Origin of the sequence: Sulfitobacter mediterraneus, assembly GCF_016801775.1 — a bacterium.
Taxonomy (GTDB): Bacteria; Pseudomonadota; Alphaproteobacteria; order Rhodobacterales; family Rhodobacteraceae; genus Sulfitobacter; species Sulfitobacter mediterraneus_A.
The window spans coordinates 694993-721229 of record NZ_CP069004.1 but is presented as its reverse complement, the minus strand read 5'-3'; the positions used below and the strand labels follow the sequence as shown (position 1 = coordinate 721229).

At 58.8% G+C, this 26237-nt stretch carries 22 protein-coding genes and 3 tRNA genes; 10 read left to right on the top strand and 15 right to left on the bottom strand.

Translation table 11 applies throughout. The features are described 5' to 3' along the window. Positions 1-291: 291 nt before the first annotated feature. From JNX03_RS03485 to ilvN, 3 genes are all read left to right on the top strand, one after another. On the top strand, positions 292-681 hold the full coding sequence (locus tag JNX03_RS03485; RefSeq protein ID WP_120503583.1) for a hypothetical protein: 390 nt from the start codon (positions 292-294) through the stop codon (positions 679-681). A 392-nt stretch (positions 682-1073) separates the two neighbouring features. Continuing rightward, a complete protein-coding gene (locus JNX03_RS03480; RefSeq protein ID WP_203211058.1) occupies positions 1074-2825 on the top strand; it encodes an acetolactate synthase 3 large subunit in 1752 nt (583 codons plus the stop codon). A 71-nt stretch (positions 2826-2896) separates the two neighbouring features. Then, positions 2897-3457: an acetolactate synthase small subunit gene (gene ilvN, locus JNX03_RS03475; RefSeq protein WP_025048223.1), complete on the top strand. Its 561-nt coding sequence runs from the start codon at positions 2897-2899 to the stop codon at positions 3455-3457. Between the two features lie 14 nt (positions 3458-3471). Here the strand turns inward: ilvN and JNX03_RS03470 are convergent, their stop codons facing one another. After that, positions 3472-3822: a hypothetical protein gene (locus tag JNX03_RS03470; RefSeq protein ID WP_203211057.1), complete on the bottom strand. Its 351-nt coding sequence runs from the start codon at positions 3820-3822 to the stop codon at positions 3472-3474. A 254-nt stretch (positions 3823-4076) separates the two neighbouring features. Between JNX03_RS03470 and JNX03_RS03465 the strand changes: the two genes are divergently transcribed. The 3 genes from JNX03_RS03465 (at position 4077) to JNX03_RS03455 (ending at position 6339) form a co-directional block, all read left to right on the top strand. Further along, positions 4077-4844, top strand: a complete 768-nt coding sequence (locus tag JNX03_RS03465; RefSeq protein WP_331000457.1) for a helix-turn-helix domain-containing protein — start codon at positions 4077-4079, stop codon at positions 4842-4844. Positions 4845-4939: 95 nt separating this feature from the next. Then, the gene (locus tag JNX03_RS03460; RefSeq protein ID WP_203211056.1) at positions 4940-6100 is read left to right on the top strand and encodes an aromatic ring-hydroxylating oxygenase subunit alpha; all 1161 of its coding nucleotides are present in this window, start codon (positions 4940-4942) and stop codon (positions 6098-6100) included. Continuing rightward, positions 6097-6339 (top strand): hypothetical protein, encoded by a 243-nt coding sequence (locus JNX03_RS03455; RefSeq protein ID WP_203211055.1) that lies wholly within the window; start codon positions 6097-6099, stop codon positions 6337-6339. Before JNX03_RS03460 ends, JNX03_RS03455 begins: the two co-directional genes overlap by 4 nt. On the opposite strand, the gene JNX03_RS03450 is transcribed toward JNX03_RS03455, so the two are convergent. The 5 genes from JNX03_RS03450 to JNX03_RS03430 all read right to left on the bottom strand — a co-directional run bounded on the left by JNX03_RS03450 (position 6332) and on the right by JNX03_RS03430 (position 14196). Continuing rightward, positions 6332-7741, bottom strand: coding sequence for an amidase (locus JNX03_RS03450; RefSeq protein ID WP_203211054.1), 1410 nt, complete (start codon positions 7739-7741; stop codon positions 6332-6334). The genes JNX03_RS03455 and JNX03_RS03450 overlap by 8 nt on opposite strands. Before the next feature lie 111 nt (positions 7742-7852). Beyond that, the gene (gene prfB, locus JNX03_RS03445) at positions 7853-8977 is read right to left on the bottom strand and encodes a peptide chain release factor 2 (protein ID WP_203211053.1); all 1125 of its coding nucleotides are present in this window, start codon (positions 8975-8977) and stop codon (positions 7853-7855) included. Between the two features lie 89 nt (positions 8978-9066). After that, positions 9067-11619, bottom strand: a complete 2553-nt coding sequence (locus tag JNX03_RS03440; protein WP_203211052.1) for a penicillin-binding protein 1A — start codon at positions 11617-11619, stop codon at positions 9067-9069. A gap of 141 nt (positions 11620-11760) precedes the next feature. Next, a complete protein-coding gene (locus tag JNX03_RS03435; RefSeq protein WP_203211051.1) occupies positions 11761-12975 on the bottom strand; it encodes an N-acetylmuramoyl-L-alanine amidase in 1215 nt (404 codons plus the stop codon). Between the two features lie 75 nt (positions 12976-13050). After that, positions 13051-14196, bottom strand: a complete 1146-nt coding sequence (locus JNX03_RS03430) for a pyridoxal phosphate-dependent aminotransferase (protein ID WP_203211050.1) — start codon at positions 14194-14196, stop codon at positions 13051-13053. 86 nt (positions 14197-14282) lie between these two features. Here JNX03_RS03430 and JNX03_RS03425 point away from each other — a divergent pair, with 86 nt between their 5' ends. Further along, positions 14283-15026 (top strand): DsbA family protein, encoded by a 744-nt coding sequence (locus JNX03_RS03425; RefSeq protein ID WP_203211049.1) that lies wholly within the window; start codon positions 14283-14285, stop codon positions 15024-15026. 72 nt (positions 15027-15098) lie between these two features. Here the strand turns inward: JNX03_RS03425 and ispG are convergent, their stop codons facing one another. From ispG to hemA, 3 genes are all read right to left on the bottom strand, one after another. Beyond that, positions 15099-16223, bottom strand: coding sequence for a flavodoxin-dependent (E)-4-hydroxy-3-methylbut-2-enyl-diphosphate synthase (gene ispG, locus JNX03_RS03420; RefSeq protein ID WP_203211048.1), 1125 nt, complete (start codon positions 16221-16223; stop codon positions 15099-15101). 73 nt (positions 16224-16296) lie between these two features. Beyond that, positions 16297-17580, bottom strand: coding sequence for a helix-turn-helix domain-containing protein (locus JNX03_RS03415; RefSeq protein ID WP_203211047.1), 1284 nt, complete (start codon positions 17578-17580; stop codon positions 16297-16299). A 125-nt stretch (positions 17581-17705) separates the two neighbouring features. Beyond that, positions 17706-18929, bottom strand: a complete 1224-nt coding sequence (gene hemA / locus JNX03_RS03410; RefSeq protein WP_203211046.1) for a 5-aminolevulinate synthase — start codon at positions 18927-18929, stop codon at positions 17706-17708. A gap of 211 nt (positions 18930-19140) precedes the next feature. Between hemA and JNX03_RS03405 the strand changes: the two genes are divergently transcribed. Next, on the top strand, positions 19141-20346 hold the full coding sequence (locus JNX03_RS03405; RefSeq protein ID WP_203211045.1) for a multidrug effflux MFS transporter: 1206 nt from the start codon (positions 19141-19143) through the stop codon (positions 20344-20346). Between the two features lie 75 nt (positions 20347-20421). Continuing rightward, positions 20422-21792 carry a M20/M25/M40 family metallo-hydrolase gene (locus tag JNX03_RS03400; RefSeq protein ID WP_203211044.1) on the top strand — a complete coding sequence of 457 codons (1371 nt, stop codon included), beginning with the start codon at positions 20422-20424 and terminating at the stop codon, positions 21790-21792. Between the two features lie 86 nt (positions 21793-21878). Here the strand turns inward: JNX03_RS03400 and JNX03_RS03395 are convergent, their stop codons facing one another. Further along, positions 21879-22835, bottom strand: a complete 957-nt coding sequence (locus JNX03_RS03395) for a DMT family transporter (RefSeq protein ID WP_203211043.1) — start codon at positions 22833-22835, stop codon at positions 21879-21881. 67 nt (positions 22836-22902) lie between these two features. Here JNX03_RS03395 and JNX03_RS03390 point away from each other — a divergent pair, with 67 nt between their 5' ends. Continuing rightward, complete coding sequence (locus JNX03_RS03390) at positions 22903-23784, top strand: alpha/beta fold hydrolase (RefSeq protein WP_203211042.1); 882 nt, start codon at positions 22903-22905, stop codon at positions 23782-23784. A gap of 48 nt (positions 23785-23832) precedes the next feature. On the opposite strand, the gene JNX03_RS03385 is transcribed toward JNX03_RS03390, so the two are convergent. From JNX03_RS03385 to JNX03_RS03365, 5 genes are all read right to left on the bottom strand, one after another. After that, positions 23833-23909 (bottom strand) — tRNA-Asp (locus tag JNX03_RS03385). Positions 23910-24026: 117 nt separating this feature from the next. Continuing rightward, positions 24027-24103: transfer RNA gene (locus JNX03_RS03380), tRNA-Asp, on the bottom strand. A gap of 757 nt (positions 24104-24860) precedes the next feature. Continuing rightward, positions 24861-24936 (bottom strand) — tRNA-Val (locus tag JNX03_RS03375). Positions 24937-24972: 36 nt separating this feature from the next. Continuing rightward, entirely contained in the window at positions 24973-25545 is a 573-nt protein-coding gene (locus JNX03_RS03370) for a histidine phosphatase family protein (RefSeq protein ID WP_203211041.1), read from the bottom strand. Further along, positions 25542-26126 carry a histidine phosphatase family protein gene (locus JNX03_RS03365; protein ID WP_203211040.1) on the bottom strand — a complete coding sequence of 195 codons (585 nt, stop codon included), beginning with the start codon at positions 26124-26126 and terminating at the stop codon, positions 25542-25544. The genes JNX03_RS03370 and JNX03_RS03365 overlap by 4 nt, the downstream gene beginning before the upstream one ends. Between the last annotated feature and the right edge of the window lie 111 nt (positions 26127-26237).

Sequence of the window (26237 nt, the reverse complement as noted above, 5' to 3'; positions counted from 1 at the left end):
CGCAAAGCGCCCGCCCCGTCAAACCATAGGTCTGCCTTCGGCAAACGGGCCGGTTCGGGCGTTGCCAAATCCGAGATTTGGCAATTCGGCTTCATCTCCTGAGGTATCAATGGGCTCATACCCGACATCTGACAGTTTCGATCGGCATTGCCAACTTGTAGGGTGGTGCAAGACACAAAGAAGGCCGAATGGCGGCTGTGCGGGACAAAGCGACATCTTTTGCGAGCTGGTGACATTGGACTGACCAACAGCTAAATTGGCAAAACCACGATCCTGTAGGTCAACAAAATCATGCTCAAAACTGTCTTGACCTCGGAACTTAAGAAACACTTCCCAAACAAAAATATTCAGTTTGGCGGGGGGGATGATGTCATCGCAACCATTCCGCCAATCCATCACTCGTGGAAACCGATTGTTATCTGCTACGATGAAGATGAGGTGACTGTTTTCTATGGTGATTTTACCCATAAGCACTTTGGCTATTATGGTGAAAGCATTGAAGTAGAAGTTCAGGCACAGTCTATTGCGACTGACGTGATCGAAGCGATGACACCCGTCTTTGAGGATCGACTTGAATTCTACAAACGGTTGGGAAGCGGAGGGTTCCGCGTCAGAGGTTCACAAGGACAGCTTTCCAAATTCCTATTTGGTGAAAATGGAGTTGTTTGGTCAGGGAACTAAGGGCTCCTTCCAGACGTTCGCCGCGCCGCAGGATGTGCCAGAACTCAACCGTTTTTTTCACCGGCCGAAACGACGGATTCTGCGGCTTAAACGTCAGATAACCTGTCCAAAATTTTGGAAAATTACCCCCGCAGGCCATCGGGTGAAACAAAATGTCGCATTTTTCACCCCCAGAGACATAAATTCTGCCGGATTGAGTGTTGACGCCCCCTGCCCGCGATTCTAATGTCGCGCCACGTTTAAGGAGCCTTTGAAATTATGACTACCCTAGTCGTCATTGTAGGACACACGCGCATGGGCCGGTAACGGTAAACCATAATCCTTCCCATGCGCCCCCGAAAATCGGGGGCTTTTTTATGCGCAACACAAATATTGCCTTACGGAGCAAGACCATGACACGCCAGATGACCGGAGCCAAAATGATCGTACAAACCCTGATTGATCAGGGTGTCGATACCGTCTTTGGATATCCAGGGGGGGCGGTGCTACCGATTTATGACGAGGTGTTCCAGCAAAACAGCATCAAGCATATTCTGGTGCGCCACGAACAGGGTGCGGTCCATGCCGCCGAAGGCTATGCACGCTCAACCGGGAAACCCGGTGTTGTTCTTGTGACCTCCGGCCCCGGTGCCACCAATGCCGTGACCGGCCTCACCGATGCGTTGCTCGATTCCATTCCGATTGTGGTTTTGACCGGACAGGTGCCCACCTTCATGATCGGCTCTGACGCCTTTCAGGAGGCCGATACCGTCGGCATCACCCGCCCCTGCACCAAGCACAACTGGCTGGTGAAAGAGACCGACCAATTGTCTGGTGTTTTGCACGAGGCGTTTCATGTTGCCACGTCAGGCCGTCCGGGCCCGGTTTTGGTGGACATTCCCAAGGACGTGCAGTTTGCCACCGGCACCTACACCCCCAAGGCGCCCTCAACCTCGCATTACCAGCCCAAGGTCAAAGGCGACCTTGAGGAGATCACCGAACTGGTGGCAGCGATGGAAAAGGCCAAGCGTCCGATCTTTTATACCGGCGGCGGGGTGATCAACTCCGGCCCCGGCGCAAGCCAGCTTTTGCGTGAATTGGTTGAGGCCACCGGCTTTCCGATCACCTCTACGCTGATGGGGTTGGGTGCCTATCCGGCCTCGGGTAAAAAGTGGCTTGGTATGCTGGGCATGCACGGCCTTTATGAGGCCAACATGGCGATGCACGGCTGCGATCTGATGATCAACATCGGTGCCCGGTTTGACGACCGGATCACCGGTGTTGTCGACAGCTTTAGCCCCAAGTCGAAGAAGGCACATATCGACATTGATCCCTCCTCGATCAACAAGGTGATCCGCATCGACATTCCGATTGTCGGCGATGTGGGCCATGTGCTTGAGGATCTGCTCAAGGTCTGGAAATCACGCGGCCGCAAGACCAACTCCGAAGCGGTTGCCAAATGGTGGCAGCAGATCGAGGAATGGCGCAGCGTTGATTGCCTGAAGTTCCGTCAGGAAGGCAAGACCATCAAACCGCAATATGCCCTTGCCCGTCTTGAAGAGCTGACCAAGAAACATGACCGCTACATCTGTACCGAAGTGGGCCAGCACCAAATGTGGGCCGCGCAATATCTTGGCTTTGAAGATCCAAACCGCTGGATGACATCGGGCGGCCTGGGCACGATGGGTTATGGCTTTCCGGCGTCGATCGGCGTGCAAATGGCCCATCCCGAAAGCCTTGTGATCAACGTGGCGGGTGAAGCGTCCTGGCTGATGAACATGCAGGAAATGGGCACTGCGATCCAATACAACCTGCCTGTGAAACAGTTCATCCTGAACAACGAACGCCTTGGCATGGTGCGCCAGTGGCAAGAATTGCTGCATGGAGAACGCTATTCCCAAAGCTGGTCAGAGGCCCTGCCCGACTTTGTGAAACTGGCCGAAGCCTTTGGTGCCAAAGGAATTATCTGTTCAGATCCTGCGGATCTGGACGATGCGATCATGGAGATGCTGAACTATGATGGTCCGGTGATCTTTGATTGTCTGGTGGAAAAGCACGAAAATTGCTTCCCGATGATCCCGTCCGGCAAGGCACACAACGAGATGCTGTTGGGCGATGCGCAGACCCAAGGCGTGATTGACGCAAAGGGATCCGTGCTGGTCTAGATCGTTTTCTTTGAAAGAAAACGGACGGAAACTTTAAAAGTTTCCGATGCAAAAGAACGAAGGAAACGAAAATGTCAGCCCTAAAGATCAAAAAAGGCGCCACCTCGCACTCCGCCTATAACCTGCGTCCCAACTTTTCGGACGTCATCGAACGCCACACGCTGGCGGTGCTGGTCGAAAACGAACCGGGGGTTCTGGCCCGTGTGATCGGCCTGTTTTCGGGGCGCGGTTACAACATCGACAGCCTGACCGTGGCCGAGGTGGATCACACCGGCCATCTGTCGCGCATCACCATCGTAACGTCAGGTACGCCGCAGGTCATCGAACAGATCAAGGCACAGTTGGGCCGGATCGTTTCGGTGCATGACGTGCATGATTTGACGGTCGAAGGCGCCAGTGTTGAGCGCGAATTGGCGATGTTCAAAGTGTCCGGCAAAGGCGATCACCGTGTCGAAGCGCTGCGCCTTGCAGATATTTTCCGCGCCAATGTGGTGGACAGCACGCTGGAGAGTTTTGTGTTCGAGATCACCGGCGCGCCTGAAAAAATTGACGCATTTGCCGATCTGATGCGCCCGCTGGGCCTTGTCGAAGTGGCCCGTACCGGCGTGGCCGCCCTGTCGCGCGGCGATTGAATGACAGGCCTGTTCTAGGCCTCCATCGCGGCGGGCTCTTTGAGTTTCGCCGTGCGTTCTGCTTCAAATGGCAGGATTTTTGCGCTGCCTGCGCGTGTCCTGCCGGTTTTCATTTGCCCCGCAGTCGCCCTGAGCTGGTTGGGCAAATCTGAGCTTCCATAGCCCGAAATCAGTTTCGGGTTGGAGGCCCGGCGCATGTTTTCATCTGTCCAAACGTCAAAACAGACCATGTCGCCGGCGGTAAGGGCCGAGGCGGCGTCGTTTGTCGGATCGCTTGAGCGAAAATAGGCCAAATCCCCCTGATCCTCGCACCAGAACACAGCTTTGGCGACCGTAGGATCACTCCACAAGACAATTCCTATCATAAATAAGCCCCCGAAAATTATGACTAACATTCAGTTAGCAACAAGCTAGGGGCTTTTTGTAGCGTCTAAGTTGAAACGTATACTGGCATTTTGTGTCTGATTACCCCATAAGGTGGTACGGTATAGCGTCACCAGTGACGCCAAGTAGCATCAGATCCGCAGTGGGATCTTCGATTAGCCAGGGGAGTCGTGTTTTGCAAAAACAATCAGAAGATGCATCCCCACGTCAAGGTGAAAAGCGATCCCCAGCAGAAGTGCGCACCATTTTTGGGCGGAACCTGCGCCATCTGGCAGAAAACTTTCCGTCAATCGCCGATCTGACCCGGCAGCTTGGCATCAACCGCACCCAGTTCAACCGCTATCTGGCGGGCGAAAGTTTTCCACGCCCTGACGTTCTGGACCGAATCTGCCGGTTTTTCGAGATCGACGCACGCATCCTGCTGGAACCTGTTGAAGAGATCCGCCTGTCACAAGAGCGCAGCGCCAATGGCGTTTTGACCGATTTTCTGGGGCTGCAATCCTCAACTGTATCGGAAGACCTGTTTCCATCGGGTTTCTACCGCTTTGCCCGGCGCAGCTTCATCAACCCGGATGACTTTGTAACCGGCCTGCTGCACATCTCCCGTCAGGGCTCCCAGACCAGCCTGAGGGGCTATGAGACAACAGCGGCGATGCGAACGCAGGATTTGCCAACCCATCCGCGAACGCGGGTCTTTGGCGGGTTGGTATTCCGTCAGGAAAACGGCATCGCGATCTTTGCCGCGCGGCGCAATGCCATGACATCCTCTTTCAACTATCTCACGCGGGTCGCGTCATTCGAGAACAACTTTTGGGTCGGCTATGTCACCCGCACGGTGGGCGAGGACGCTATCGGCACGCGCGCGACGCGGCTGGTCTATGACTACCTCGGGACCGAGTTCCGAAACGGCCTCAAAGCCCGCCGTGAGGCAGGCTTTTGCAAGGTCGAAGATCTGAGCCCGTTCCAACGCCGTCTGCTCCGCCCCGACGAACCCTTTTCCTAAACCGACATATGTCGCCAGAGAACAACTCGGGTCGTTTGTGAATTTTAGCGGCGATTGGCGCCGTGGTACTCTTGTGTCCAACAGGAGGAAGCATCATGGACCATCCGACCACCGATCTGAGTAATGTGCGCCGTCCCATTGAAACGGCCAATGGCCTGCCCAATGGCCACTATATCGATGCCGGTATCTTTGCAGAAGAAAAGCAGGCTGTGCTCTTCGACAATTGGGCAGGTCTTGCGGTCGCCGCCGATGTGCCCGAGGTCGGCGATGCCCTGCCCGTCACCTTCCTGAACATGCCTTTGCTGGTTGTACGCGACAAACAGGGCCATGTGCGCGTGTTCCAGAACACCTGTCGCCATCGGGGCATGATCCTTGTGGAAGAGCCGCGCAAGATCGAAGGGGCCATCCGCTGCCCCTATCACAGTTGGTGCTATTCCACCGATGGCCGTCTGGTCAGCACCCCGCATGTGGGTGGACCGGGGCAAAATACCCACGACGGTATTGATCGCGCCCTGCTGGGCCTGATCGAGATCCGCAGTCACATCTGGATGGATGTCATTTTCATCAATGTCTCCGGCACCGCCCCGGCGTTTGAGAATGCCCACAGCGATCTGCTGGCGCGGTGGTCGGAATTTGACAAGCCGCTCTTTCATGGCGGCGCAGACAGCGCGTTTCAACTTGAGGTCAACTGCAACTGGAAACTGGCCGTCGAAAACTACTGTGAAAGCTATCACCTGCCTTGGGTGCATCCGGGGCTCAACAGCTATTCCCGGCTTGAAGATCATTACCACATCGAGGCGCAGGGGCGGTTTTCTGGTCAGGGCACCCTGGTCTATCGCCAGTTGACGGGCGAGGACGGAAAAACCTTCCCCGACTTTGAAAATCTGTCAGATAAATGGGACACGGCCGCAGAATACATCACCGTCTACCCAAACGTGCTGCTGGGCGTCCACCGAGACCATACCTTTGCTATCGTGCTGGTGCCCGAGGGGCCTGAAAAAACGGTCGAGAACATTCATCTTTACTACTCTGCCGCCCAGACCGACCCCGATTTGCGGGCCCGCAACACCGAGCAATGGAAACAGGTCTTTGCCGAGGATGTCTTTGTCGTTGAAGGCATGCAACGCGGGCGGCACGGGCCCGGCTTTGATGGTGGGCGGTTCTCTCCGGCAATGGACGGCCCGACCCATATGTTCCACGATTGGGTCGCCAGCCAGCTTGAGCGGCACCGCGCCGCGCCGCAAGCGGCGGAATGACGGATCTGGATCGTGATCTGCTGGCGGCGCATGCCGCTGGCGATAATTCGGCTTTGGTTGCGTTGTATGCGCAGGCTGCCGAAGTGGCGAACAACACAGAGCAGGCCGCTTTTTACCTGACCCATGCGCATGTTTTTGCGATGGAAATCGGGCATCCTGACACGGACGCATTGCGCCAGCGCCTGATCGATATGGGCCGCGAAAGCCCCCTGCCCGCGCCCAATCCGCCGCTTAGATAGCGGGCGGGCGTTGCTGTGGCCAACGGGTTGCCTCATGCCACTGCTGCGCCAGCTGCAAAAGCCTTGCGTCGCTCCCCCTTGGCCCGATCAGTTGCAGCCCGGCTGGCAAGCCATTCTGTCCAAATCCGGCAGGAATATTGACCACAGGCAGGCCCAGCAAGCTGGCCGGGATCACCACCTGCATCCAGCGGTGGTAAGTGTCCATCGTGATGCCTGCGATCTCTCTGGGGTAGTCCAGCGTCACGTCAAACGGCCAGATTTGCGCCGAGGGCAGGACCAGCACATCGAAACTGTCAAAAAGCGCGACTGCTGCGCGGAACCAGTCAGATCGCAGCTCACTGGCCTGTTGCACCTGCATCGCGCTCAGGCCCATTCCGCGCTCGATCTCCCAGATTGCGGCGGGTTTGAGCATGGCGCGGGTGTCGGGGTTTTCATGAAGCGCCCGCGCCCCGCCTGCCACCGCAAAGGACCGCAGGGTGATCCAGCTGTCCCAGATCGCATTGGCGTTGAACGGCGCGGCCAGTGGCGTGATCTCGTGGCCCAGATTGCCCAGCTGTGCCACTGCTTCTGCACTGAGGTCCAGGAGTCCGTCCTCGAAGGGCAGCGCCCCGTCCCAATCGCCAAGCCATGCAATCCGCTGCGGCGGCAGGGCTTCGGCCATCTGTGGCAGGGTCGCGGCCTGATCCTGGCTCAGCGGCAGGCGGGGATCAGCCCCCGCCATCGTGTCCAGCAAGGCCGCGAGATCCGCAGGGCTGCGCGCCATTGGTCCTGCGGTCGCCAACTGGTGCAGGAAAACATCGCCCGCCGGCTCCCCCGGCACACTGCCCCAACCGGGGCGCATGCCATATACGTTGTTCCACCCCGCCGGATTGCGCAGCGATCCCATCATGTCTGACCCATCCGCAACGGCCAACGTGCGGGTGGCCAGTGCCGCCGCCGCACCGCCCGACGATCCGCCAGAGGACCGCGCCGGATCATAAGGGTTGGTGGTGGCGCCATGCACCGGATTGTAGGTGTGCGAGCCAAGACCGAACTCGGGCGTGTTGGTTTTACCAATCACAATCGCACCTGCCGCCCTGATCCGCGCCACCGGAAGATCATCCTGCACGGCCATCTGCCCGGCAAAAATGGGCGAACCCTGCGAGGTCGGAAATCCCGCCGCATTGGCCAGATCCTTGATTGCAATCGGCATACCATGCATCCAGCCGCCCCGCGGCGCAGCATCCGCCGCTTCTGCCTCCGCCAGCAGCTGATCAGAATCGCGCAGCGATACGATGGCATTCACCGTCCCGTTCACAGCCGCAATACGATCAAGCGTGGCCTGCATCACCTCACGCGCCGATACATCACGCCGCTCAAGCGCAGAAGACAGCTCCAGCGCACCCAGTTCCAAAATATCCATGGAGTGATGAGACCAAGACTGCGGCCGCTGCGCAATCCCATTTCTTTCTGGCTCAAAATATTCTGGGGGAATCGCGGCCTGCCGCGATGGGGGCAAAGCCCCCGAAACCGCTCAGTCGCCCTGCGCTTCGGCCCGGCTTTTGCCGCTTACGGCCAGTGCCAGTGTCGCCCCCATCAGCCCGTCCAGATCACCGTCCAACACCCCCTTTGTGTCGGAGGTCTCGTAGTTGGTGCGCAGGTCTTTGACCATTTGATAGGGCTGCAACACGTAAGACCGGATCTGATTGCCCCAGCCCGCATCGCCCTTGTTTTCATGCATCTCGTTCACCGCGGCATTCCGGCGGTCCAGCTCCATCTGATAGAGGCGGCTTTTCAGTGCTTTCATCGCGATATCGCGGTTCTGGTGCTGGGACTTTTCCGAGGAAGTTACCACGATACCGGTGGGCGCGTGGGTGATCCGCACGGCGGAATCAGTGGTGTTCACGTGCTGGCCGCCCGCACCCGACGACCGGTAGGTATCAATGCGGATGTCTGCGGGGTTTACTTCGATCTCGATGTTGTCATCGACCACCGGATAAACCCCGACAGAGGTAAAGGAGGTGTGACGTTTGGCAGCGGAGTCAAACGGGCTGATCCGTACCAACCGGTGTACCCCGCTTTCGGACTTCAGCCAGCCATAGGCGTTCGGTCCGCTGATCTTGTAGGTCGCGGATTTGATCCCCGCCTCTTCGCCCGCGCTTTCGGACTGCAGCTCAACCTTATAACCCTTTTTCTCGGCCCAGCGGACATACATCCGCGCCAGCATGCTGGCCCAGTCACAGCTTTCGGTGCCGCCCGCGCCGGAGTTGATTTCAAGGAAAGTATCATTGCCGTCGGCCTCGCCGTCCAGCAAGGCTTCAAGCTCTTTCTGGGCGGCCTTTTCGGCCAGCGCCTTCAGTGCCGCTTCGGCATCGGCGACAACCTCGTCATCCTCTTCCATCTCGCCCAGTTCGATCAGCTCGATGTTATCGGCCAGCTCTTGCTTGATGCCCTCATAGGTGTCGATGGCATCCACCAGCATCTGCCTGTCACGCATCAGTTTTTGCGCCGCATCCGGATCGTCCCACAGGTTCGGATCCTCGACGCGTGCGTTAAATTCCTCCAGCCGGTGCTGGGCGGTTTCAACGTTCAAACGCTGCGCCAGCAGTTCCAGGGATTTCCCGATCTGATCTGCCGTATTCTGTGCTTCTGCGCGCATGGGTGCCTGCCTTCATCTGGGTTCAAGACGAGATAAACCAGCCCGCGCGGCGCAGCAAGCCGCAGGGCGGTTTTCCCTGACCTGTTTGGTTAATAAAGACCGCCCGAGGACAATGTCCCAAAGGTGGCCTTGGGGCCGACCACGGCCTTCTTGCCGGTTGAGGTGGTCACCTGACGCCCGCCGCCGCCCAGTTCCTCGACCAATGGCAAATCACCGCCCATGGCAAAGCCACCATCGAAGGTGATGCCAAAGATCGGCTCTTCGCCATCGCGGAAACATTCAGAGACAACATTGTTCCCCGATGCCCCATCGCTGAGCCGTGCACCGGTAAAGCGGTCGATGTTGATGAACACACAGTTTTCGGGGACTTTGAAATCGCCGCCGCCGTATTTCTTGATGGCCTGAGACATAAAGCGTTGGAACACCGGCGCGCAAAGCGCCCCGCCCCCGGACCCGCGGCCCATGGCACGCGGCGTGTCAAAGCCGATGTAACATCCCGCCACGATGTTGGAGGAAAAGCCGACAAACCAGGCGTCCTTTTCATCATTGGTTGTGCCGGTCTTGCCTGCGATGGGCACTGGCAGGTTGATCGCCTTGCGTGCGGTGCCCCGTTCGACAACGCCGCGCATCATCGAGGTCAGCTGATAGGCTGTCACCGGGTCCATCACCCGTTCGCGGTTTGAGATCACCCTCGGTGCCTGCCCCGGTGCCAGACTGACCTGTTTGCAATCGTTACACAGGCGTTGGTCATGCTGGTAGACAGTGCGCCCGTAGCGGTCCTGAACCCGGTCCACCAGCGTGGGCTGCACCCGTTCGCCGCCATTGGCAAACATCGCATAGGCCGAGACCATCTGGAATAGCGTGGTTTCCTGCGATCCCAGCGCATTGGCCAGCACCGGCGAGAGGTCATCATAGACGCCAAATCGTTCGGCATAGCTGCCCACCACATCCATGCCGACCTCCTGGGCCAGTCGGATGGTCATCAGGTTCCGCGATTGTTCGATGCCGGTGCGCAGGGGCGTTGGTCCGTAAAATTTATGCGAGGCGTTCTTGGGCCGCCAAACCCCCTGTGGGGTGTCAATCTCAATCGGCGCATCCACAACGATGGTGGCCGGGCTATAGCCACTGTCGAGCGCGGAGGCATAGACAAAGGGTTTGAAGCTTGAGCCGGGCTGGCGGCGGGCTTGCGTGGCCCGGTTGAACACCGAAGACTGATAGGAAAAGCCGCCCTGCATTGCGATCACGCGCCCGGTGTCCGCGTCCATGGCGACAAAACCGCCCTGCACCTGTGGCACCTGACGCAGCGTCCAGCGGATAAAGCTGCCATCGTCATCCGCGGTCATCCGGCGCACCAGAACCACGTCTCCAACGCTCAGCAAATCACCGGCAACACGGGCCTTTTTCGCCAATGTGCCATCATCGAGCCGTTTGCGGGCCCATTGGACATCCTTGGCGGGAATCCAATGGCCATCTGTGTCATCTTCAACGCCTTCGATGCCAATGCGGGCGTCATTTTCGCCAATCTCAAGGACAACGGCAGGATACCATTGATCTTCCAGATCGATATCGCGGGGCACGCGCAGCTCGGCCAATGCGGCACGCCACTTTTCTTCGGTTTCAAGTGCCTCGGCCGGAAGGGTTTCGCCCGTCCCGCGCCAGATGCCGCGGCCACGGTCGTATTGTTCCAACTGCAGGCGCAAGGCGTTGGCCGCGATCGGCTGCATCTCGTTGTCGATGGTCGCACGCACGGTCAGACCACCGGTGAAAAATTCACCTTCGCCAAAGTTCTCAGACAGCTGGCGGCGAATTTCATCGGTGAAATAGTCGCGGGGCGGCAGTTCAGCCTTGAAGCTTTCGAAGTCACCATTTTGGACGGACCGCAGCGGCAAGGCTTTTTCGGCTTCATATTCGGCCTTAGAAATATATCCGTTCTCGAACATCTCCCGCAGCACAAAGTTACGGCGCGACAGCAGGCGCTCTTTACGACGGACGGGGTGAAAATCCGACGGTGCCTTGGGCAAGGAGGCGAGAAACGCCGCCTCATGGGGGGCCAGTTCGCCCAATGTCTTGTTGAAATAGGTCTGGCTGGCCGCGGCCACACCATAGGAGTTCTGCCCCAGAAAAATCTCGTTCAGGTAAAGCTCAAGGATCTTTTCCTTGGGCAGGGTTTCTTCCAGACGGGCGGCAAGGATGATTTCCTTGATCTTGCGCTCCGCTCGGCGATCGCCGGACAACAGGAAGTTTTTCATCACCTGTTGGGTGATAGTCGAGGCCCCGCGCACATCGCGCCCGCGCGAGCGCACCGCATCAATCGCCGCCGCCGCAATACCGCGCAGATCGTAGCCTTCGTGCTGGTAAAAATTCTTGTCCTCGGCCGAGATAAACGCCTGTTTGATCAGGTCCGGGATGGTGTCGGCCGGGGCAAACAGCCGCCGTTCCTTGGCAAATTCGTCAATCAAACGCCCCTGCCCCGAATAGATCCGGCTGATCGTTGGCGGGGTATATTGTGCAAGGCTTTCGTGGCTGGGCAGATCACGCCCGTACATCCAGAACACCGCCCCGATGGACAGCGCAACCATAGCAAGGCTCATGGTGATCGCGGTAAAAATACCGCCAAAGAAAGACAGGATGAAACGGAACACGAATGAACAACCTTTTCAGGGCAACGAGGTAGGGTCCGGTATACGCGGACAGGCGGCAATGGTCAAAACACGAAACGCATCTGGTTCGGCCAATCTTTGCCCATCTTGCGCCGGGCAGAACTGCCGCCTGCGGGATATTTCTTATTGCCGTATCAGAGGCTTGCGGGCTTCGTCCTGATCGCGCCACGCCAATATCGCATCTGCCATCGCATTGACCATGACCGCACGCCAGATCGGATCACGCAGATTGTTGAGATCCCGCTTGGAACTGAGAAAGCCGATCTCGACCAGAACCGACGGAATATCTGCGGATTTGAGCACTGAAAAACCGGCGTTGCGCAGCGGGCGGCGGTTCATCGGGCCGCCGGCCTGCGCCATGCCTTCAGCCAGGATTCTTGCCAATGCGGCAGAGCGCGGCTCTGTCTCCTGCCGCGCCAGATCCAGCAGAATACCCGCCACCTGATCGTCTGATCCGGTCAGATCAACGCCTGCAATGATATCAGACCGGTTGTGCCGTGCGGCAAGATGGGCGGTCGCCGCATCGCTGGCCTCTTCCGACAGGGTATAGATCGTCGCGCCCTTGGCCCCGCCCTGGGTCAGGCTGTCCGCGTGCAGCGAAATAAACAAGTCAGCCTGTGCCTGATGGGCAATCGCCACGCGGGTTTCCAGCGCCACGAATACATCTTCGGACCGGGTCAACACCACGTCCACTCCGCTGCGCTGCAACACTTCGCTCAGCGACAGGGCAAAACGCAGCATGAGGTCTTTTTCGTCCACCCCGTCCGTTTGTGCGCCCGGATCAATGCCGCCGTGACCGGGGTCCAGCGCCACAACAAAACGGCCATCATCGCGTTTTGTTATCGGCTTTTTGGGGGACAGCGACATCGTCCAGGATGGATCAATCGGCACCCCTGCGGCCTCGGCAAAGGCGTCTGGGGTTACGTCTTTCAGAACGATTTCAAGCTGCGCGGTGCCGCTGTTCTCGTCTACCGGCATGCCGATCTGATCGGGGATCATCGGCTCGGCCAGATCAGCCACAAGCCTCGACCAGCCGGGTTGAAACGTTCCAAAGCGGATCTCCGAAATTGCCCCCGGTTCGGGAAGCAGACTATCGGCGTTCAGGCCGGTCCAATCGACCTCACGAAAATCGACAACAAGCCGCGCCGGATCATTCAGAAGAAACACCCGAAACGGCACACCTTGGCTGAGGCCGAGGGTCAGCGTGGTCTTGCCAAACCAGCCCTCTTCAACCTTGCTTTGCTCTGGATTGACCCGTGCCAATGCAGACAGGTCTTGGGCCAAAGCCCCCTGTGCTGTGACCAAGATCACTGCCAATAGCTTGAGTATCGCCTGCATCCGCTCCACCGTTGTTTTCGGCTTGTTGTTCGGGCCAAGCTAGCAGCTTTTGCCAATACAGGCCAGTCGCCGAAGCTATGTGCGCCCTTGCATAAATGCTTTGAGCCGCGCCAGACCCTCGCGGATGTCCCCGGTGCTGCGGGCGTAGGAAAACCGCAGGGTTGTTGCACCGCGGAGTGGGTCAAAATCCAGCCCCGGTGTCACCGCCACACCCGCCTGATCCAGAATTTCCGCCGCAAAGGCGCGGCTGTCCTGCGTCAGGTCGGAAACATCGGCATAGACGTAGAATGCACCATCAGGCGGGGCAAACTTGGTGAAACCAGCGTCCTTCAATCCGTCCAGCATCAAGGCACGATTGGCGCGGTAGACGTCCATATTGGCCTGCAACTCGTCATCACAATCCATCGCCGCCAGTGCTGCGATCTGGCTGGCGTGCGGGGCGCAAATAAACATGTTCTGGGCGATCCGTTCCACCACCCGCACATGATCCTCTGGCACCACCATCCAGCCGATGCGCCAGCCGGTCATGGAGAAATACTTGGAGAACGAATTGATCACGTAGCAATCATCCGTCAGTTCCAGCGCGGTGACGGCCTTTTTCTCGTATTCCACACCATGATAAATCTCGTCCGAGATGAATGATGCGTTCTGCGCGGCGCAGGCGTCGATCAAGGCGCCCATCGCGGGCCTGTCGAGCATGGTGCCGGTTGGGTTGGCAGGGGATGCCACCAGCAGACCGGCAAGGTCCATATCGGCAAAATCGGCTGGCACCGGTTGATAGCGGTTTTCAAGTTGTGCAGGCAAATCAACGGGATCGAGATCCAGCGCCCGCAAAATCTGGCGATAGCTTGGATAGCCCGGTGCGCCGATGCCAACCTTGTCATGGGTGTCAAATAGTGCGGTAAAGGCCAGAATGAACCCACCCGAAGACCCCGGTGTGATCACCACCCGCGACGGATCAAGGTCAACGTTATACCATTCGCCATACATCCGCGCGATCCGCGCCCGCAAAGCCGGCAGGCCAAGCGCCACGGTATAGCCCAGCGGCCCGTCATCCATCGCCTTTGCAAGGGCTGCGGTTGCGCCTTTGGGCGCCCCGGTGCCCGGCTGGCCGACTTCCATGTGGATAATGTGGCGCCCTGCGGCCTCGGCCGCGCTGGCGGCTTGCATCACGTCCATCACAATAAAGGGATCGACGGCGGACCGGGTTGATATGCGCATGGGCTTGCTCCTAGTGTTGCGATGTGTTTTCACCGGGTCTTGCGCATGCCGTCAACCCACATGCGACGAATGAAAGGTTTCCAATCATGATGCACCGCCTGATCGCGCCGATTTTTGCAGCCACGCTGGCTTTGCCCGCCGCTGCGATGGATTTGACAGAGCTGACGGACGCCGAACGCGCCCAGTTCCGCGCGGAGGTGCGTGCCTATTTGCTGGACAATCCCGAAGTGATCATGGAAGCGGTCACATTGCTGCAAACCCGCGAGGCCGAGGCGCAGGCCCGCGCCGATGACAATCTGGTCAGCGACAATGCCGACGCGATATTTGACGACGGATATTCCTGGGTTGGCGGCAACCCGGACGGCGACATTACACTGGTTGAGTTCCTCGATTACCGCTGTGGCTATTGCAAACGCGCACATGGCGAGGTGGCCAAGCTTTTAGAAACAGACGGAAACATCCGTTTGATTGTGAAAGAGCTGCCAATTTTGGGTGATCAATCGGTGCTGGCGTCACGCTTTGCCATTGCGACCAAGCAGATTGCTGGCGATGACAGTTACAAGGCGGTCAATGACGCGTTGATGGCCTATAACGGTGATGTGACCCTGCCGGCCCTGCGCCGATTGGGGAGCACCTTTGGTCTGGACATGGAAGCGGTTGAAACCCGCATGGACAGCGACGAGGTGACCATGGAGATCGCCCAGACCCGCGCCCTCGCACAACAGCTCAATATCTCGGGCACACCTACATTTGTGATGCACGACGAATTGCTGCGCGGCTATCTGCCCTTTGATCAGATGATGGCCCTGGTCGAAGAAAAGCGCGGCTGAAACCGCGCGGCGCCGGAATATGGGCGGACCGCCGCCGGGCAATCGCCGGACGACTTCAAGGTTGCAATCCGTCTATTCCGCAGCTTGCGCCTCTTGGGCGTCGATCTCGGCGGCTTTCTTTTCGACCTGTTCGACGATGTGTTCGATCATGCTGGCGTTGTCCTGTTTGTGGCTTTGCTTGCCTGCCAGATAGACCATACCGGACCCTGCCCCGCCACCGGTGAACCCCACATCGGTCATCAAGGCCTCTCCCGGTCCGTTGACCACGCAGCCGATGATCGACAGGCTCATCGGAGTCTTGATGTGCTCCAGCCGCTTTTCCAGCGCCTCAACGGTTTTGATCACGTCAAACCCCTGCCGTGCACAGGAAGGGCAGGAAATGATGTTCACGCCGCGATGGCGCAGGCCCAGTGATTTCAAGATCTCATAGCCGACCTTGACCTCTTCAACCGGATCGGCAGACAGCGACACACGGATCGTGTCGCCGATACCCATCCAAAGCAGATTGCCCAGACCAATGGCAGATTTGATGGTGCCGGACATCAGCCCGCCTGCCTCGGTGATGCCAAGGTGAATGGGGGCATCCGTGGCTTCGGCCAGCTTTTGATAGGCAGCAGCGGCCATGAAGACATCAGAGGCTTTGCAGCTGATCTTGAACTCGTGAAAATCGTTGTCCTGCAAGATCTTGATATGGTCCAGACCACTTTCCACCATCGCGTCGGGGCATGGCTCTCCGTATTTGTCCAGCAGGTGTTTCTCCAGCGAGCCGGCGTTCACACCGATGCGGATCGAACAATTGTGATCCCGCGCCGCTTTGATCACCTCTTTGACCCGCGTCTCGTCACCGATGTTGCCCGGATTGATCCGCAGGCAAGCCGCCCCGGCCTCTGCGGCCTCAATCCCGCGTTTGTAGTGGAAATGGATGTCGGCGACGATGGGCACGCTGACCTCCGGTACGATCTCCTTGAGCGCCTTGGAGGAGGCCTCATCCGGCACAGAGACCCGGACGATATCCGCCCCTGCATCCGTCGCCGCCTGGATTTGCGCGATGGTGCCTGCCACATCGGTTGTCAATGTGTTGGTCATGGTCTGCACGGTGATCGGGGCATCGCCGCCCACAGGCACATTGCCCACCATGATCTGACGCGAGGTGCGGCGGTAAATGTCCCGCCAAGGGCGGATGTGGTTCAGCGACATGGGATCACCTCGGTCTGGGGGCGTTGTTGTCCCTCAGTACCTAGTCAAGCCGGCCCTCTGGTGCAATGGGCGCTTAGTTTGTTTGGCAGGGCATCGCGGCCAAAACGGCCGGATCAATATCGGAGGTTTCCAGATCGGCAAACATCCGTGACAGCGAGGTGTCCTGGGTTGGATCAACCGGCGCGTAAAGTTCGGCCAGCGCTTGTTGGTGCAGTGGCAGGTTCGATGTGATCGCACCACGTGCACCCGCCGGGCCAAAACAGCCATCCGCCATCGCGAAATAGATGGCGCCGGATTCGCCGGTGCGCAGGGTTGGTGGCTCTTCCGTGATGGGCACATCCCATGTGTCGCCCTTGTTCATCACCCCTTCAAAGATGACGGTGCCATCGGCGGAGCGAACCCGCACCCATGAGGGATAAGCGGCAACCATGCGCACGCCCTCTTTCGCAGCGCCAACAACCACCGGCACATTCGGCAGAGTGCCCAAAGCCTCGGCAACAGCCAGATCTGTGGCCGATTGTGTGCCGCCAAACCCGGCAGTCTGAACACCGATCTGTGGCAACTGATCCGCCGCGGTGGCAAAGCTGCCGACGGAACGAGGATCAATTGTTGCAATGGGCGCATCACGTGCCACCAGCACCGGCACATCCAGTGCCTGAGGCCGGTAAAGCCGGTCCAAAGCGGCGGTGCGCGGTGCAGGCATCTGCGGCGCGGCCGTGGTGTTTTCACTGTCCGGCGCAGTGATCAGCGCACCATCCAGCGGATCCAGGTCGGACAAGACAACCGGTGTCTGGTCAACAGGTGCAACCTGCACGCGCTGCACTTCTTTCAAAACAGTCCAGCCGCCAAATCCAATAGCACCGATCAGCGCAACCAGCACCAGCATGGAGCCCACCGCGCCCGGTTCGACACGGCTGAGCAGGCTGTCGCCCATTGGTGCCATGGCGGGATTGGAGCGCGCAAAAATATCGCCGCCCGTGGGGCGGGGCTGACGGTCTTCGATGTTGGTTTTCTTGATAACAGAGGCATCGGCAGACATGCCGTGCGCAACCGAGAAACCGGATTCTGCACAGAAGGCAGCAAAGGCCTTGTCCGGGTCCATCGACAGATAGCGCGCATAGGACCGCACATAGCCAGCAATAAATCCGGGAGTGTCAAAAGCGTCAGGGTCGGCGTTTTCGATGGCGGCGATATAGGCCGCTTTGATCCGAAGTTCGCGCTGCACATCCAAAAGCGATTTGCCCATGGTGGCGCGTTCACCGCGCATAAGGTCTCCAAGCCTCAGTTCAAAGGCGTCAAACCCCTTAGGTTCAACCTCTTCGTCCGTTGCGATCTTGGAGGACCATCGCCTGATCATAGTACCGTCCCGTCGTTAACCTGCCTGAAACCTTAAGCCTTGATCATCCATCCCAACGATTCGGCTTTGGCCTTTTCTTCACTGAGCTATAGCACAAGGCAACGGGAAATACGAATTTTCCCTGTTTAACCCGCAGCTTCGGCACGATTCAGCGCACAATGGGACCACAAACCATCCATTGCGCGTACCAATGCGTCCATTTCTCTTGGTCCGTGTACCGGCGACGGGGTAAAGCGCAACCGCTCTGTTCCGCGTGGCACGGTCGGGAAATTGATCGGCTGGGCGTAAATGCCGTGATCCTCAAGCAGCATATCGGACAGCATTTTGGTGTGCACAGGGTTGCCCACCATCACCGGCACGATATGGCTTCCGTGATCGATGATCGGCAGGCCCAGCCCCTTCAGCCGCAGTTTCAGTGCCTTGGCCTGTGCCTGATGCCTTTCGCGCAGCTCGGGTGCGCGTTTGAGATAGGCCACCGATGCCGCCGCGCCCGCCGCAATGGCGGGAGGCAAAGAGGTAGTAAAGATAAACCCCGGCGCATAGGACCGGATCGCATCACACATCTTGGCGCTGGCCGCGATATAGCCACCCATCACGCCGTAGGCCTTGGCCAAGGTGCCGTTGATGATGTCCAGACGGTGCATCAGGCGGTCGCGTTCCGCCACCCCTGCCCCGCGCGGCCCATAAAGGCCCACGGCATGCACTTCGTCGATATAGGTCAAAGCGCCAAATTCATCGGCCAGATCACAGATCGCCTCGATCGGGCCAAAATCACCGTCCATCGAATAGATCGATTCAAAGGCAATCAGCTTGGGCGCGGCAGGATCGTCGGCCTCAAGCAATTCGCGCAGGTGCGCGACGTCATTGTGCCGGAAGATCCGCTTGGCCCCGCCATTGCGGCGTACGCCCTCGATCATCGAAGCGTGGTTCAGCGCATCGGAATAGATGATCAAACCCGGAAACAGTTTTGGCAGTGTCGACAGTGTCGCGTCATTGGCAATGTAGGCGGAGGTGAACAGCAGCGCCGCCTCTTTGCCATGCAGATCGGCCAGTTCGGCCTCTAGCCGTTTGTGATAGACCGTTGTGCCGGAGATGTTGCGCGTCCCGCCGGAGCCTGCACCAGTGGCATGCAGCGCCTCTTCCATGGCTTGCAGAACAACCGGGTTCTGCCCCATGCCGAGATAGTCATTGCCGCACCAGACGGTGATGTCCTGCTCGGTGCCATCGGGACGTGTCCAGACCGCGTGCGGGAACTGGCCATTGCGCCGCTCAATATCGATAAAGGTCCGGTAACGGCCCTCTTCATGCAGACGCGCAATCGCCTCATCGAGCTTGTCGGTATAGTCCATGCGCCTCTCCATCTGGCAGTCCGGGCAGTCAGCAAGGCGCCTGACGCCCGTAAGGGGTATTTAGAACGAATACAGAAACGTATTCAGCTATTCAATGCTTTATAGAAGCACCCGATGTCGCAGCCTTGATCTGGATCAACATGCGTCGTTGACGTGGCGTGGGGTGTCGATTGTGGTTGTTGCGGGTCTGTAATTGGGCGAAAGGACGGACATGAACACTGTGCCCTCCCGCCCCGAATTTATTGTCCTGACCGCTTTGATGATCTCGCTCGTGGCGATGACAACGGATGTGATGCTGCCTGCATTGTCGCTGATTCCCCTTGAATTGGGTCAGGATGATCCTGGTAAGGGGCATCTGGTCATTTCGGTTCTCTTTGCCGGTTTTGCACTGGGACAACTGGTTGTTGGTCCCCTGTCAGACAGCTATGGCCGCCACCCTGTGATCCATGGCGGGTATCTGATGTTCTGTCTTGGCACTCTGCTTTGTCTTTTTGCAGGCTCGTTCGAGATGCTGTTGCTGGGCCGTTTGCTGCAAGGGCTGGGCATGGCAGGACCGCGCATTGTGGCGGTGGCGGTTGTGCGCGACGGCTATGAAGGGCGCGCGATGGCGCGGATCATGTCCTTTGTAATGGCGGTCTTTATCATTGTGCCCGCGATTGCCCCCGCCATTGGCCAGTTGCTGATTTCGCTGTCGGGATGGCGGGCCACTTTTGCCATGTTGCTCGCAATGGCGGGGATCACATGGGTCTGGTTTTCATTGCGCCAGCCCGAAACCCTGATGCCTGAAGACCGGCGGGTTCTGTCGCTGCGTAACATTGCAGGCGGCATCGCCGAAATCATCCGCACCCCAGCGGCCATCGGGTTTACCCTTTGCAGCGGCATCATCTTTGGACCGTTTCTGGCCTACCTGAGCCTTGCGCAGCAGATCTTTCAAAACAGCTATGACAAGGGAGAGGCCTTTGCCCTTTGGTTTGGCGCTGCCGCTCTGGCCATCGGGGCGGCTTCGATCCTGAACTCGGCCTTGGTGGAGCGCTGGGGCATGCGGTTTTTGTCCAATATCGCGCTTTGTGTGGTTGTGGCGTCGGCCTCTGCCTTTGCGGCGTTTATCTTGGCGCAGGGGGGGTTGCCACCTTTCGCCTTGTTCATGGCGTGGCTGATGGTCACCTTTTTCTGCATGGGGCTGCTGTTTGGCAATCTCAATGCCCTGGCGATGGAGCCACTTGGCCATATGGCAGGCCTCGGCGCAGCGGTCATTGGTGCATTGTCCACCGCCATCGCGATCCCGGTCGGCTTTGTGATCAGCGAAATCTACACCGGCAATGTCACTCCTCTGGTGCTTGGGTTTGCCGGCGCGGCGCTTGCTGTCTTTCTGGTGGCGCAATGGTCCAGCCGCGCGGCAAAACGCCAAGGCGCCTGATCCCGCGCCCTGCCTCTGGACACTGGGCAGCGGCCTGATACGGTCCGGCAAAACCAAACAAAACTGGAGTGACCGATGTCCCTTGATGATGTCCTTGCGCGTATTGACGCCGACCTGCCCGAAGCCACCGACCGGCTGCTGGATCTGTTGCGCATTCCGTCGATTTCCACCGATCCGGCGTTCAAGGCCGATTGCGACCGCGCCGCCGATTGGCTGGTGGCGGACCTGCAAGGGCTGGGCATTGATGCCTCCAAACGCCCGACACCGGGCCATCCGATGGTGGTGGGCCATGTGGGCGACAGCGGCCCGCATCTGCTGTTTTACGGCCACTATGATGTGCAGCCGGTAGATCCGCTGGATCTGTGGGACAATGACCCGTTTGACCCGCAGATTGAGGACACCGCCAAGGGCCGGGTGATCCGCGGGCGCGGATCGTCCGATGACAAGGGCCAGTTGATGACCTTTGTCGAAGCCTTGCGCGCATGGAAAGCGGTCAAGGGTGACTGGCCTTGCCGGATCACCTTTTTCCTTGAGGGCGAAGAGGAATCCGGCTCGCCCTCCCTTGTGCCCTTCATGAAAGAGAACGCAGAAGAGCTGAAGACAGATATCGCCCTGATCTGTGACACCGGTCTGTTCGAATCCAAGACCCCCGCCATCGTCACCATGCTGCGCGGGCTTCTGGGTGAGGAACTGACCCTGACCGGCCCCACGATGGACCTGCATTCGGGCATGTACGGCGGCATCGCGATGAACCCCATCCGGGTGCTGAGCGGGATCATTGCATCCCTGCATGATGACACCGGCCGCATCACCGTGCCGGGGTTTTATGATGGCGTGCCGGAATTGTCCGACGAGTTGGAAGCGCAATGGCAGGGCCTCGCCTTTGATCATGAAACCTTCCTTGGTGATGTTGGCCTGTCACAGCCCGCAGGCGAGCAGGACCGCACCCCGCTTGAGATGATCTGGTCGCGGCCCACCTGTGACGTGAACGGGATCTGGGGCGGCTATACCGGTGACGGGTTCAAGACCGTGCTGCCATCCAAGGCCCATGCCAAGATCAGTTTCCGCCTTGTGGGCGATCAGGATCCGCTGGCGATCCGCGAAAGCTTCCGGCAAATGGTGCGCGATGCCCTGCCCGCCGACTATGAGGTCGAATTCAACGGTCACGGCGCCAGCCAGGCATCGGGCGCGGACACATCTGGCGATATGTTCGAAGCGGCGCGCAAGGCGCTGTCAGACGAATGGCAAATCCCGGCCGCCTATATCGGCTGCGGCGGGTCGATCCCGATTGCCGGTCACTTCCAACAGATCCTTGGCACCGAACCGATGCTGGTGGGCTTTGGCAAAGACGACGACGCGATCCATTCCCCGAATGAGAAATACGACATGGAGAGCTTTCACAAAGGGATCCGGTCCTGGGCGCGTATTCTGGACGCATTGAGCTGATGCGAGGGGGGCGGTGAAACTGCCCCCCTGCTCGGGCGCGGTGGCATATTAGGGGCAACTCGGGCCGCACAGCCAACCTTCGCCTCCTAAGCCCGCCGTGTCGGTGGCTTGCGGCCCTCTCGCACAAACACATAGACCCCGGACCCGATCACCACCGCCGCCCCGAGGAACACGCTGTTTTCCGGCCATTCGCCAAACACCATCCAGCCCCAGAACAGCGAAAAGATCAGCAGGATATATTCAAATGGCGCAACGGCCGAGGCGCGGCTGAGGCGGTAGGCTTGGGTCATCAGGTACCCCACCACCGCGGACAGGCATCCCAACCCTGTGATGGGCAACAGATCCGCCGTTTCCGGCCAGATCCACTCCCGCAGCAGGAACCGCATGCTATCATTGGTGTTTTCATCGACAAAGCGCCCGTCGCCCACGGCAAAAAACATCACCAGACTGACACAGACAAAGGCAAATTGCATCTGGATCGCCAACGCCGAGGCGCGGCTGGTCTGGCCCAGTTTGCGGGTCAGCACCGACATGCTGGCGTATCCCGCCGCCGCCAGAACCGGCAGCACCACAAGCCAGCCCAGACCGCCCTCCCCCCTGGCGATCTGCGGGGCCATCATCAGCAAGACACCGCCAAACCCGATTGCCACGGCCGTCATCCGCCGTGCGCCAACCTGTTCGCCCAGCACCGGAATGGACAGCAAGGTCACAAACAGCGGCGCAACGAAATACAGCGCATTGGCCATTGCCAGCGGCATCGCGACAATCGCCGCGTAAAGGGCCGAATTGGCAAAAACCACCAACAGCGCCCGCAGCAGATGCAGGCCATAACGCCCGGTGCGCAGCAATTTCACCCCGCCTTCGATCTGCAACAGCACAAAGCTGAACCCGATCCCAACCGCCGAGCGCAGCAAAACCAGCTCGTGCAGGGGGTATCCTCCGGACAGTGATTTGATCAGCATGTCATTGATAGAAATAAAGAACATCCCCGCCACCATGCAAAGAATGCCCAGTCTTGCGGGATGTGTCACGGCGCTGGTCATGCCCCCTCTTACACCTGCGCGATTTGGTTTGTAAGCTGTGAAAGTCCAACAGGGAAAGGCCGCATAGATGACCATTATTCAAGGGTTCGAAAGCCAGACCGTGACCGCCAACGGGCAGCTGGTTCATTATGCACGGGGCGGTGACGGGCCGCCGCTGTTGCTGCTGCATGGTTTTCCGCAGACCCATGCCATGTGGCACGCGGTGGCCCCTGCATTGGCGGCGCGGTTCACAGTGATTGCCCCCGATCTGCGCGGCTATGGCCAAAGCGGCAAGCCGCAGGGCACCGAAAACTACAGCTTTCGCCATATGGCCGCCGATCCCCTGGCGCTGATGCGCGATCTGGGGTTTGATCGGTTTCACCTTGTCGGTCATGATCGTGGCGGGCGCACGGCGCACCGGATGGCACTGGATGCCCCTGACGCGGTGCAAAGCCTGACGGTGATGGATATCGTGCCGACCCATCTGCTGCTTGATCAACTGTCGCAGCAGGTGGCACGCGCTTATTATCACTGGTTTTTTCTCGCTCAGCCCGCGCCGTTTCCCGAAACCATGATCGGCAATGACCCTGACGCCTATTTCGAGAGCTGCCTGAAGGGATGGGGTGCAACCAAGCTGTCCGATTTCGACCCAGCCGCGCTGGACGCCTATCGCGACGCATGGCGCGACCCCGAGGCGATCCGGGGCATGTGCGCCGACTACCGCGCCGCGCTGGATCATGATTTTGCCCTCGACGCGGCGGATCTGGACCGGCAGGTCACCTGCCCCGCGCTGGTGATGTATGGCGCGGATGGCGCGATGGGCAAAGCTTATGACGTACCTGCCACATGGAAGGGCCGTTTGCGCAATATCACCGCCGCGCCGGTGCCGGGCGGGCATTTCTTTGTTGATGAATATCCACAGGAAACCACCCAGGCGCTGTTGGCATTCCTCACCGCTGCAACACCCTGACCTGAAACGAAAAAAGGGCCCTCTGGCGAGGACCCTATTTCAGGATAGTGGCGCGGTTGACGGGGCTCGAACCCGCGACCTCCGGCGTGACAGGCCGGCACTCTAACCAGCTGAGCTACAACCGCGTGAGGAGCGACATAAGAGAGTTGCGCAGGGCCGTCAAGCGCGTTTGCACGGAAATTTGTCAAAGAAATCAGCCAAGAAAAAAGGGCCCTCAAAGAGGACCCTTTTTCAAGCAGCAATGGCGCGGTTGACGGGGCTCGAACCCGCGACCTCCGGCGTGACAGGCCGGCACTCTAACCAACTGAGCTACAACCGCCCGCTGCTGCGACCTCAGGTTCCCCCGAAGCGCTTGGTGGTTCTATGGCTGCATGGGCACAGGGTCAAGCCGCAAAAATGCAGATTTATGAAGAAAGTTTGACCAGGCGGTGCGACGTTGTAAATGACCCTCCTTGTGGGGGCAGGTATCGCCAAAGATCAACATTCCACACCGCTTTGCGGCAAGCCCTGAACCGAAGGGTGGTCTGGTCCTATGCCGATCAATCCCATTTCATCCATTCTTTCCGCAAAGGGACAGGATGCACACCGCAGTTTTGCGCCAGAAAGTCCAATAACTGAAATCTAGGATTTGGGCCTGACTGCGGTTGTTCGATCATACTCATACCGACATTTGAAAGGGATGAGAGATGACGATTGCCCGCATTCAGGTTTGCGCGGGTAAAGCGAAGAAGCGGAAGCCAATGTCGGCTTTGTGGACGAAGCTGCCCATAAAGTGCCGTCGCGCCCGAACCGAGGGGCAGGCAGCAAAGCGCCCGCCCCGTCAAACCGTAGGTTTGCCTTTGGCAAAACGGGGCGGTTCGGGCGCTGCCAAATCTCCGATTTGGCAATTCATGCGCTATATCTGACAGTATCTTTGGACCCAGAACCATCATCCTAAAAAACCCCACGCACCCAGCGTTGGGCGTGACCCTCATTTTATCTTATCAACGTCTCCTATGGGCTCATACCCGACATCTGACAAGTTCGGTCAGCTTTGCTAACTGAATGAATAAGACACGACAAAAGAAGAGGGAAAATGGTGGGTCGTGAGAGGCTCGAACTCCCGACATCTTCGGTGTAAACGAAGCGCTCTACCAACTGAGCTAACGACCCGCCGTGCGCTCTCTTAGCGCAAGGTCGAAGGGGGGTTCAAGCCCCTAAATCCAACCTTTTTTGTTTTCCGTTCTCAAGGTAAAAAACAACGCCCTGCCCGCCCGCCATATCGCGCAGATCTCTGATCGGGCGGCCCGTCAGGATCAGCCGCAGCATACGCGATGTGATGCCATGGGTGATCAACACAGCTGGGCCGGTCAGGCCGCTTAGAAAGCGGTGGCAGCGGGCATGCAGGGCGGCAAACCCTTCGCCGTTGGGGGCCAGTTCGTAAAGGTCAAAACCATCACTCGCGCCGGAGCTTTGGATCAGATCTGCGCGGATGCCGCCCGCCCAATCGCCGAGGCTGATTTCGCTCAACGCGGGGTCGGTTGCAATGGGATCGATGAGGCCCGCGCAGGCAATGCGAGCGGTTTGCACCGCGCGGCCCTGCGGGCTGCTGATGGCGGAAAAACCGGTCAGATCATTGGCTTGCAGGATCTCTCTTTGCGCCTCGGCTTGTGCACGCCCGGCCTTGGTCAAGGGCGAATCAAACCGCCCCTGCAACCGGCCCGTTGCATTCCATTCTGTCTCGCCGTGGCGCAGAATATAGAGCGGCGGCGCAGAGTTCACTCCGGCGCCTCAAGCACCGTTTCCTGACCGTTTTCAAGGAGATAGACGCAGCCTTGCAAGTTCGACAGATTGCCCGCCTGATCGATGGGCAACCCGCAAACCTCCGCCCGCAGCACCTGCCCCAACAGACCATGGGCCACAATCACGCTTGGTCCGGTAAGATCGTTCAGAAAATCGACAATCCGGGCATGAAAGGCGGCCAGCCCCTCCCCCCCGTCGGCCGCCTCGTAGATCTCAAGCGGCGTGGGCGATTGCGCGGCCCATTCGGGACGGTCAGCCAGAATTTCGGTGCGAGTCATCCCCTGCCATTTGCCCGCGTGAATTTCCATCAACCGCGCATCTTCCTGCCGCGGCACATCGCCTAATGCGATCTGCGCCGTTTGGCGGACCCGCCCGAGGGGCGAGGCATAGATGGCCGGGTTCTGGGCCAAAATTTCCGGCATGATCCTGGCCTGCCGCGCCGCTTCGGCTTGGCCTTGTTGGGTCAGCGGCGAATCCAACTGCCCCTGCAGGCGGAATTCGCGATTCCACTCTGTCTGCCCGTGGCGCAGGAACCAGATTTTCGGATAGTTTTTTGTCATGACATATGCCGTTAAGAATTGATGCCCGTTTGATGCATCAGAAACGGCGGGAAGGGAATGGTGGGTGATAAGAGATTTGAACTCCGGACCCAGACTGGCCGCGTAGCGGAC

Coding starts and splice junctions, on each gene's coding strand:
- JNX03_RS03485 (WP_120503583.1), top strand. CDS start 292: ATGCTCAAAACTGTCTTGACCTCGGAACTTAAGAAACACTTCCCAAAC.
- JNX03_RS03480 (WP_203211058.1), top strand. CDS start 1,074: ATGACACGCCAGATGACCGGAGCCAAAATGATCGTACAAACCCTGATT.
- ilvN (WP_025048223.1), top strand. CDS start 2,897: ATGTCAGCCCTAAAGATCAAAAAAGGCGCCACCTCGCACTCCGCCTAT.
- JNX03_RS03470 (WP_203211057.1), bottom strand. CDS start 3,822: ATGATAGGAATTGTCTTGTGGAGTGATCCTACGGTCGCCAAAGCTGTG.
- JNX03_RS03460 (WP_203211056.1), top strand. CDS start 4,940: ATGGACCATCCGACCACCGATCTGAGTAATGTGCGCCGTCCCATTGAA.
- JNX03_RS03455 (WP_203211055.1), top strand. CDS start 6,097: ATGACGGATCTGGATCGTGATCTGCTGGCGGCGCATGCCGCTGGCGAT.
- JNX03_RS03450 (WP_203211054.1), bottom strand. CDS start 7,741: ATGGATATTTTGGAACTGGGTGCGCTGGAGCTGTCTTCTGCGCTTGAG.
- prfB (WP_203211053.1), bottom strand. CDS start 8,977: ATGCGCGCAGAAGCACAGAATACGGCAGATCAGATCGGGAAATCCCTG.
- JNX03_RS03435 (WP_203211051.1), bottom strand. CDS start 12,975: ATGCAGGCGATACTCAAGCTATTGGCAGTGATCTTGGTCACAGCACAG.
- JNX03_RS03430 (WP_203211050.1), bottom strand. CDS start 14,196: ATGCGCATATCAACCCGGTCCGCCGTCGATCCCTTTATTGTGATGGAC.
- JNX03_RS03425 (WP_203211049.1), top strand. CDS start 14,283: ATGATGCACCGCCTGATCGCGCCGATTTTTGCAGCCACGCTGGCTTTG.
- ispG (WP_203211048.1), bottom strand. CDS start 16,223: ATGTCGCTGAACCACATCCGCCCTTGGCGGGACATTTACCGCCGCACC.
- JNX03_RS03415 (WP_203211047.1), bottom strand. CDS start 17,580: ATGATCAGGCGATGGTCCTCCAAGATCGCAACGGACGAAGAGGTTGAA.
- hemA (WP_203211046.1), bottom strand. CDS start 18,929: ATGGACTATACCGACAAGCTCGATGAGGCGATTGCGCGTCTGCATGAA.
- JNX03_RS03405 (WP_203211045.1), top strand. CDS start 19,141: ATGAACACTGTGCCCTCCCGCCCCGAATTTATTGTCCTGACCGCTTTG.
- JNX03_RS03400 (WP_203211044.1), top strand. CDS start 20,422: ATGTCCCTTGATGATGTCCTTGCGCGTATTGACGCCGACCTGCCCGAA.
- JNX03_RS03395 (WP_203211043.1), bottom strand. CDS start 22,835: ATGACCAGCGCCGTGACACATCCCGCAAGACTGGGCATTCTTTGCATG.
- JNX03_RS03390 (WP_203211042.1), top strand. CDS start 22,903: ATGACCATTATTCAAGGGTTCGAAAGCCAGACCGTGACCGCCAACGGG.
- JNX03_RS03365 (WP_203211040.1), bottom strand. CDS start 26,126: ATGACAAAAAACTATCCGAAAATCTGGTTCCTGCGCCACGGGCAGACA.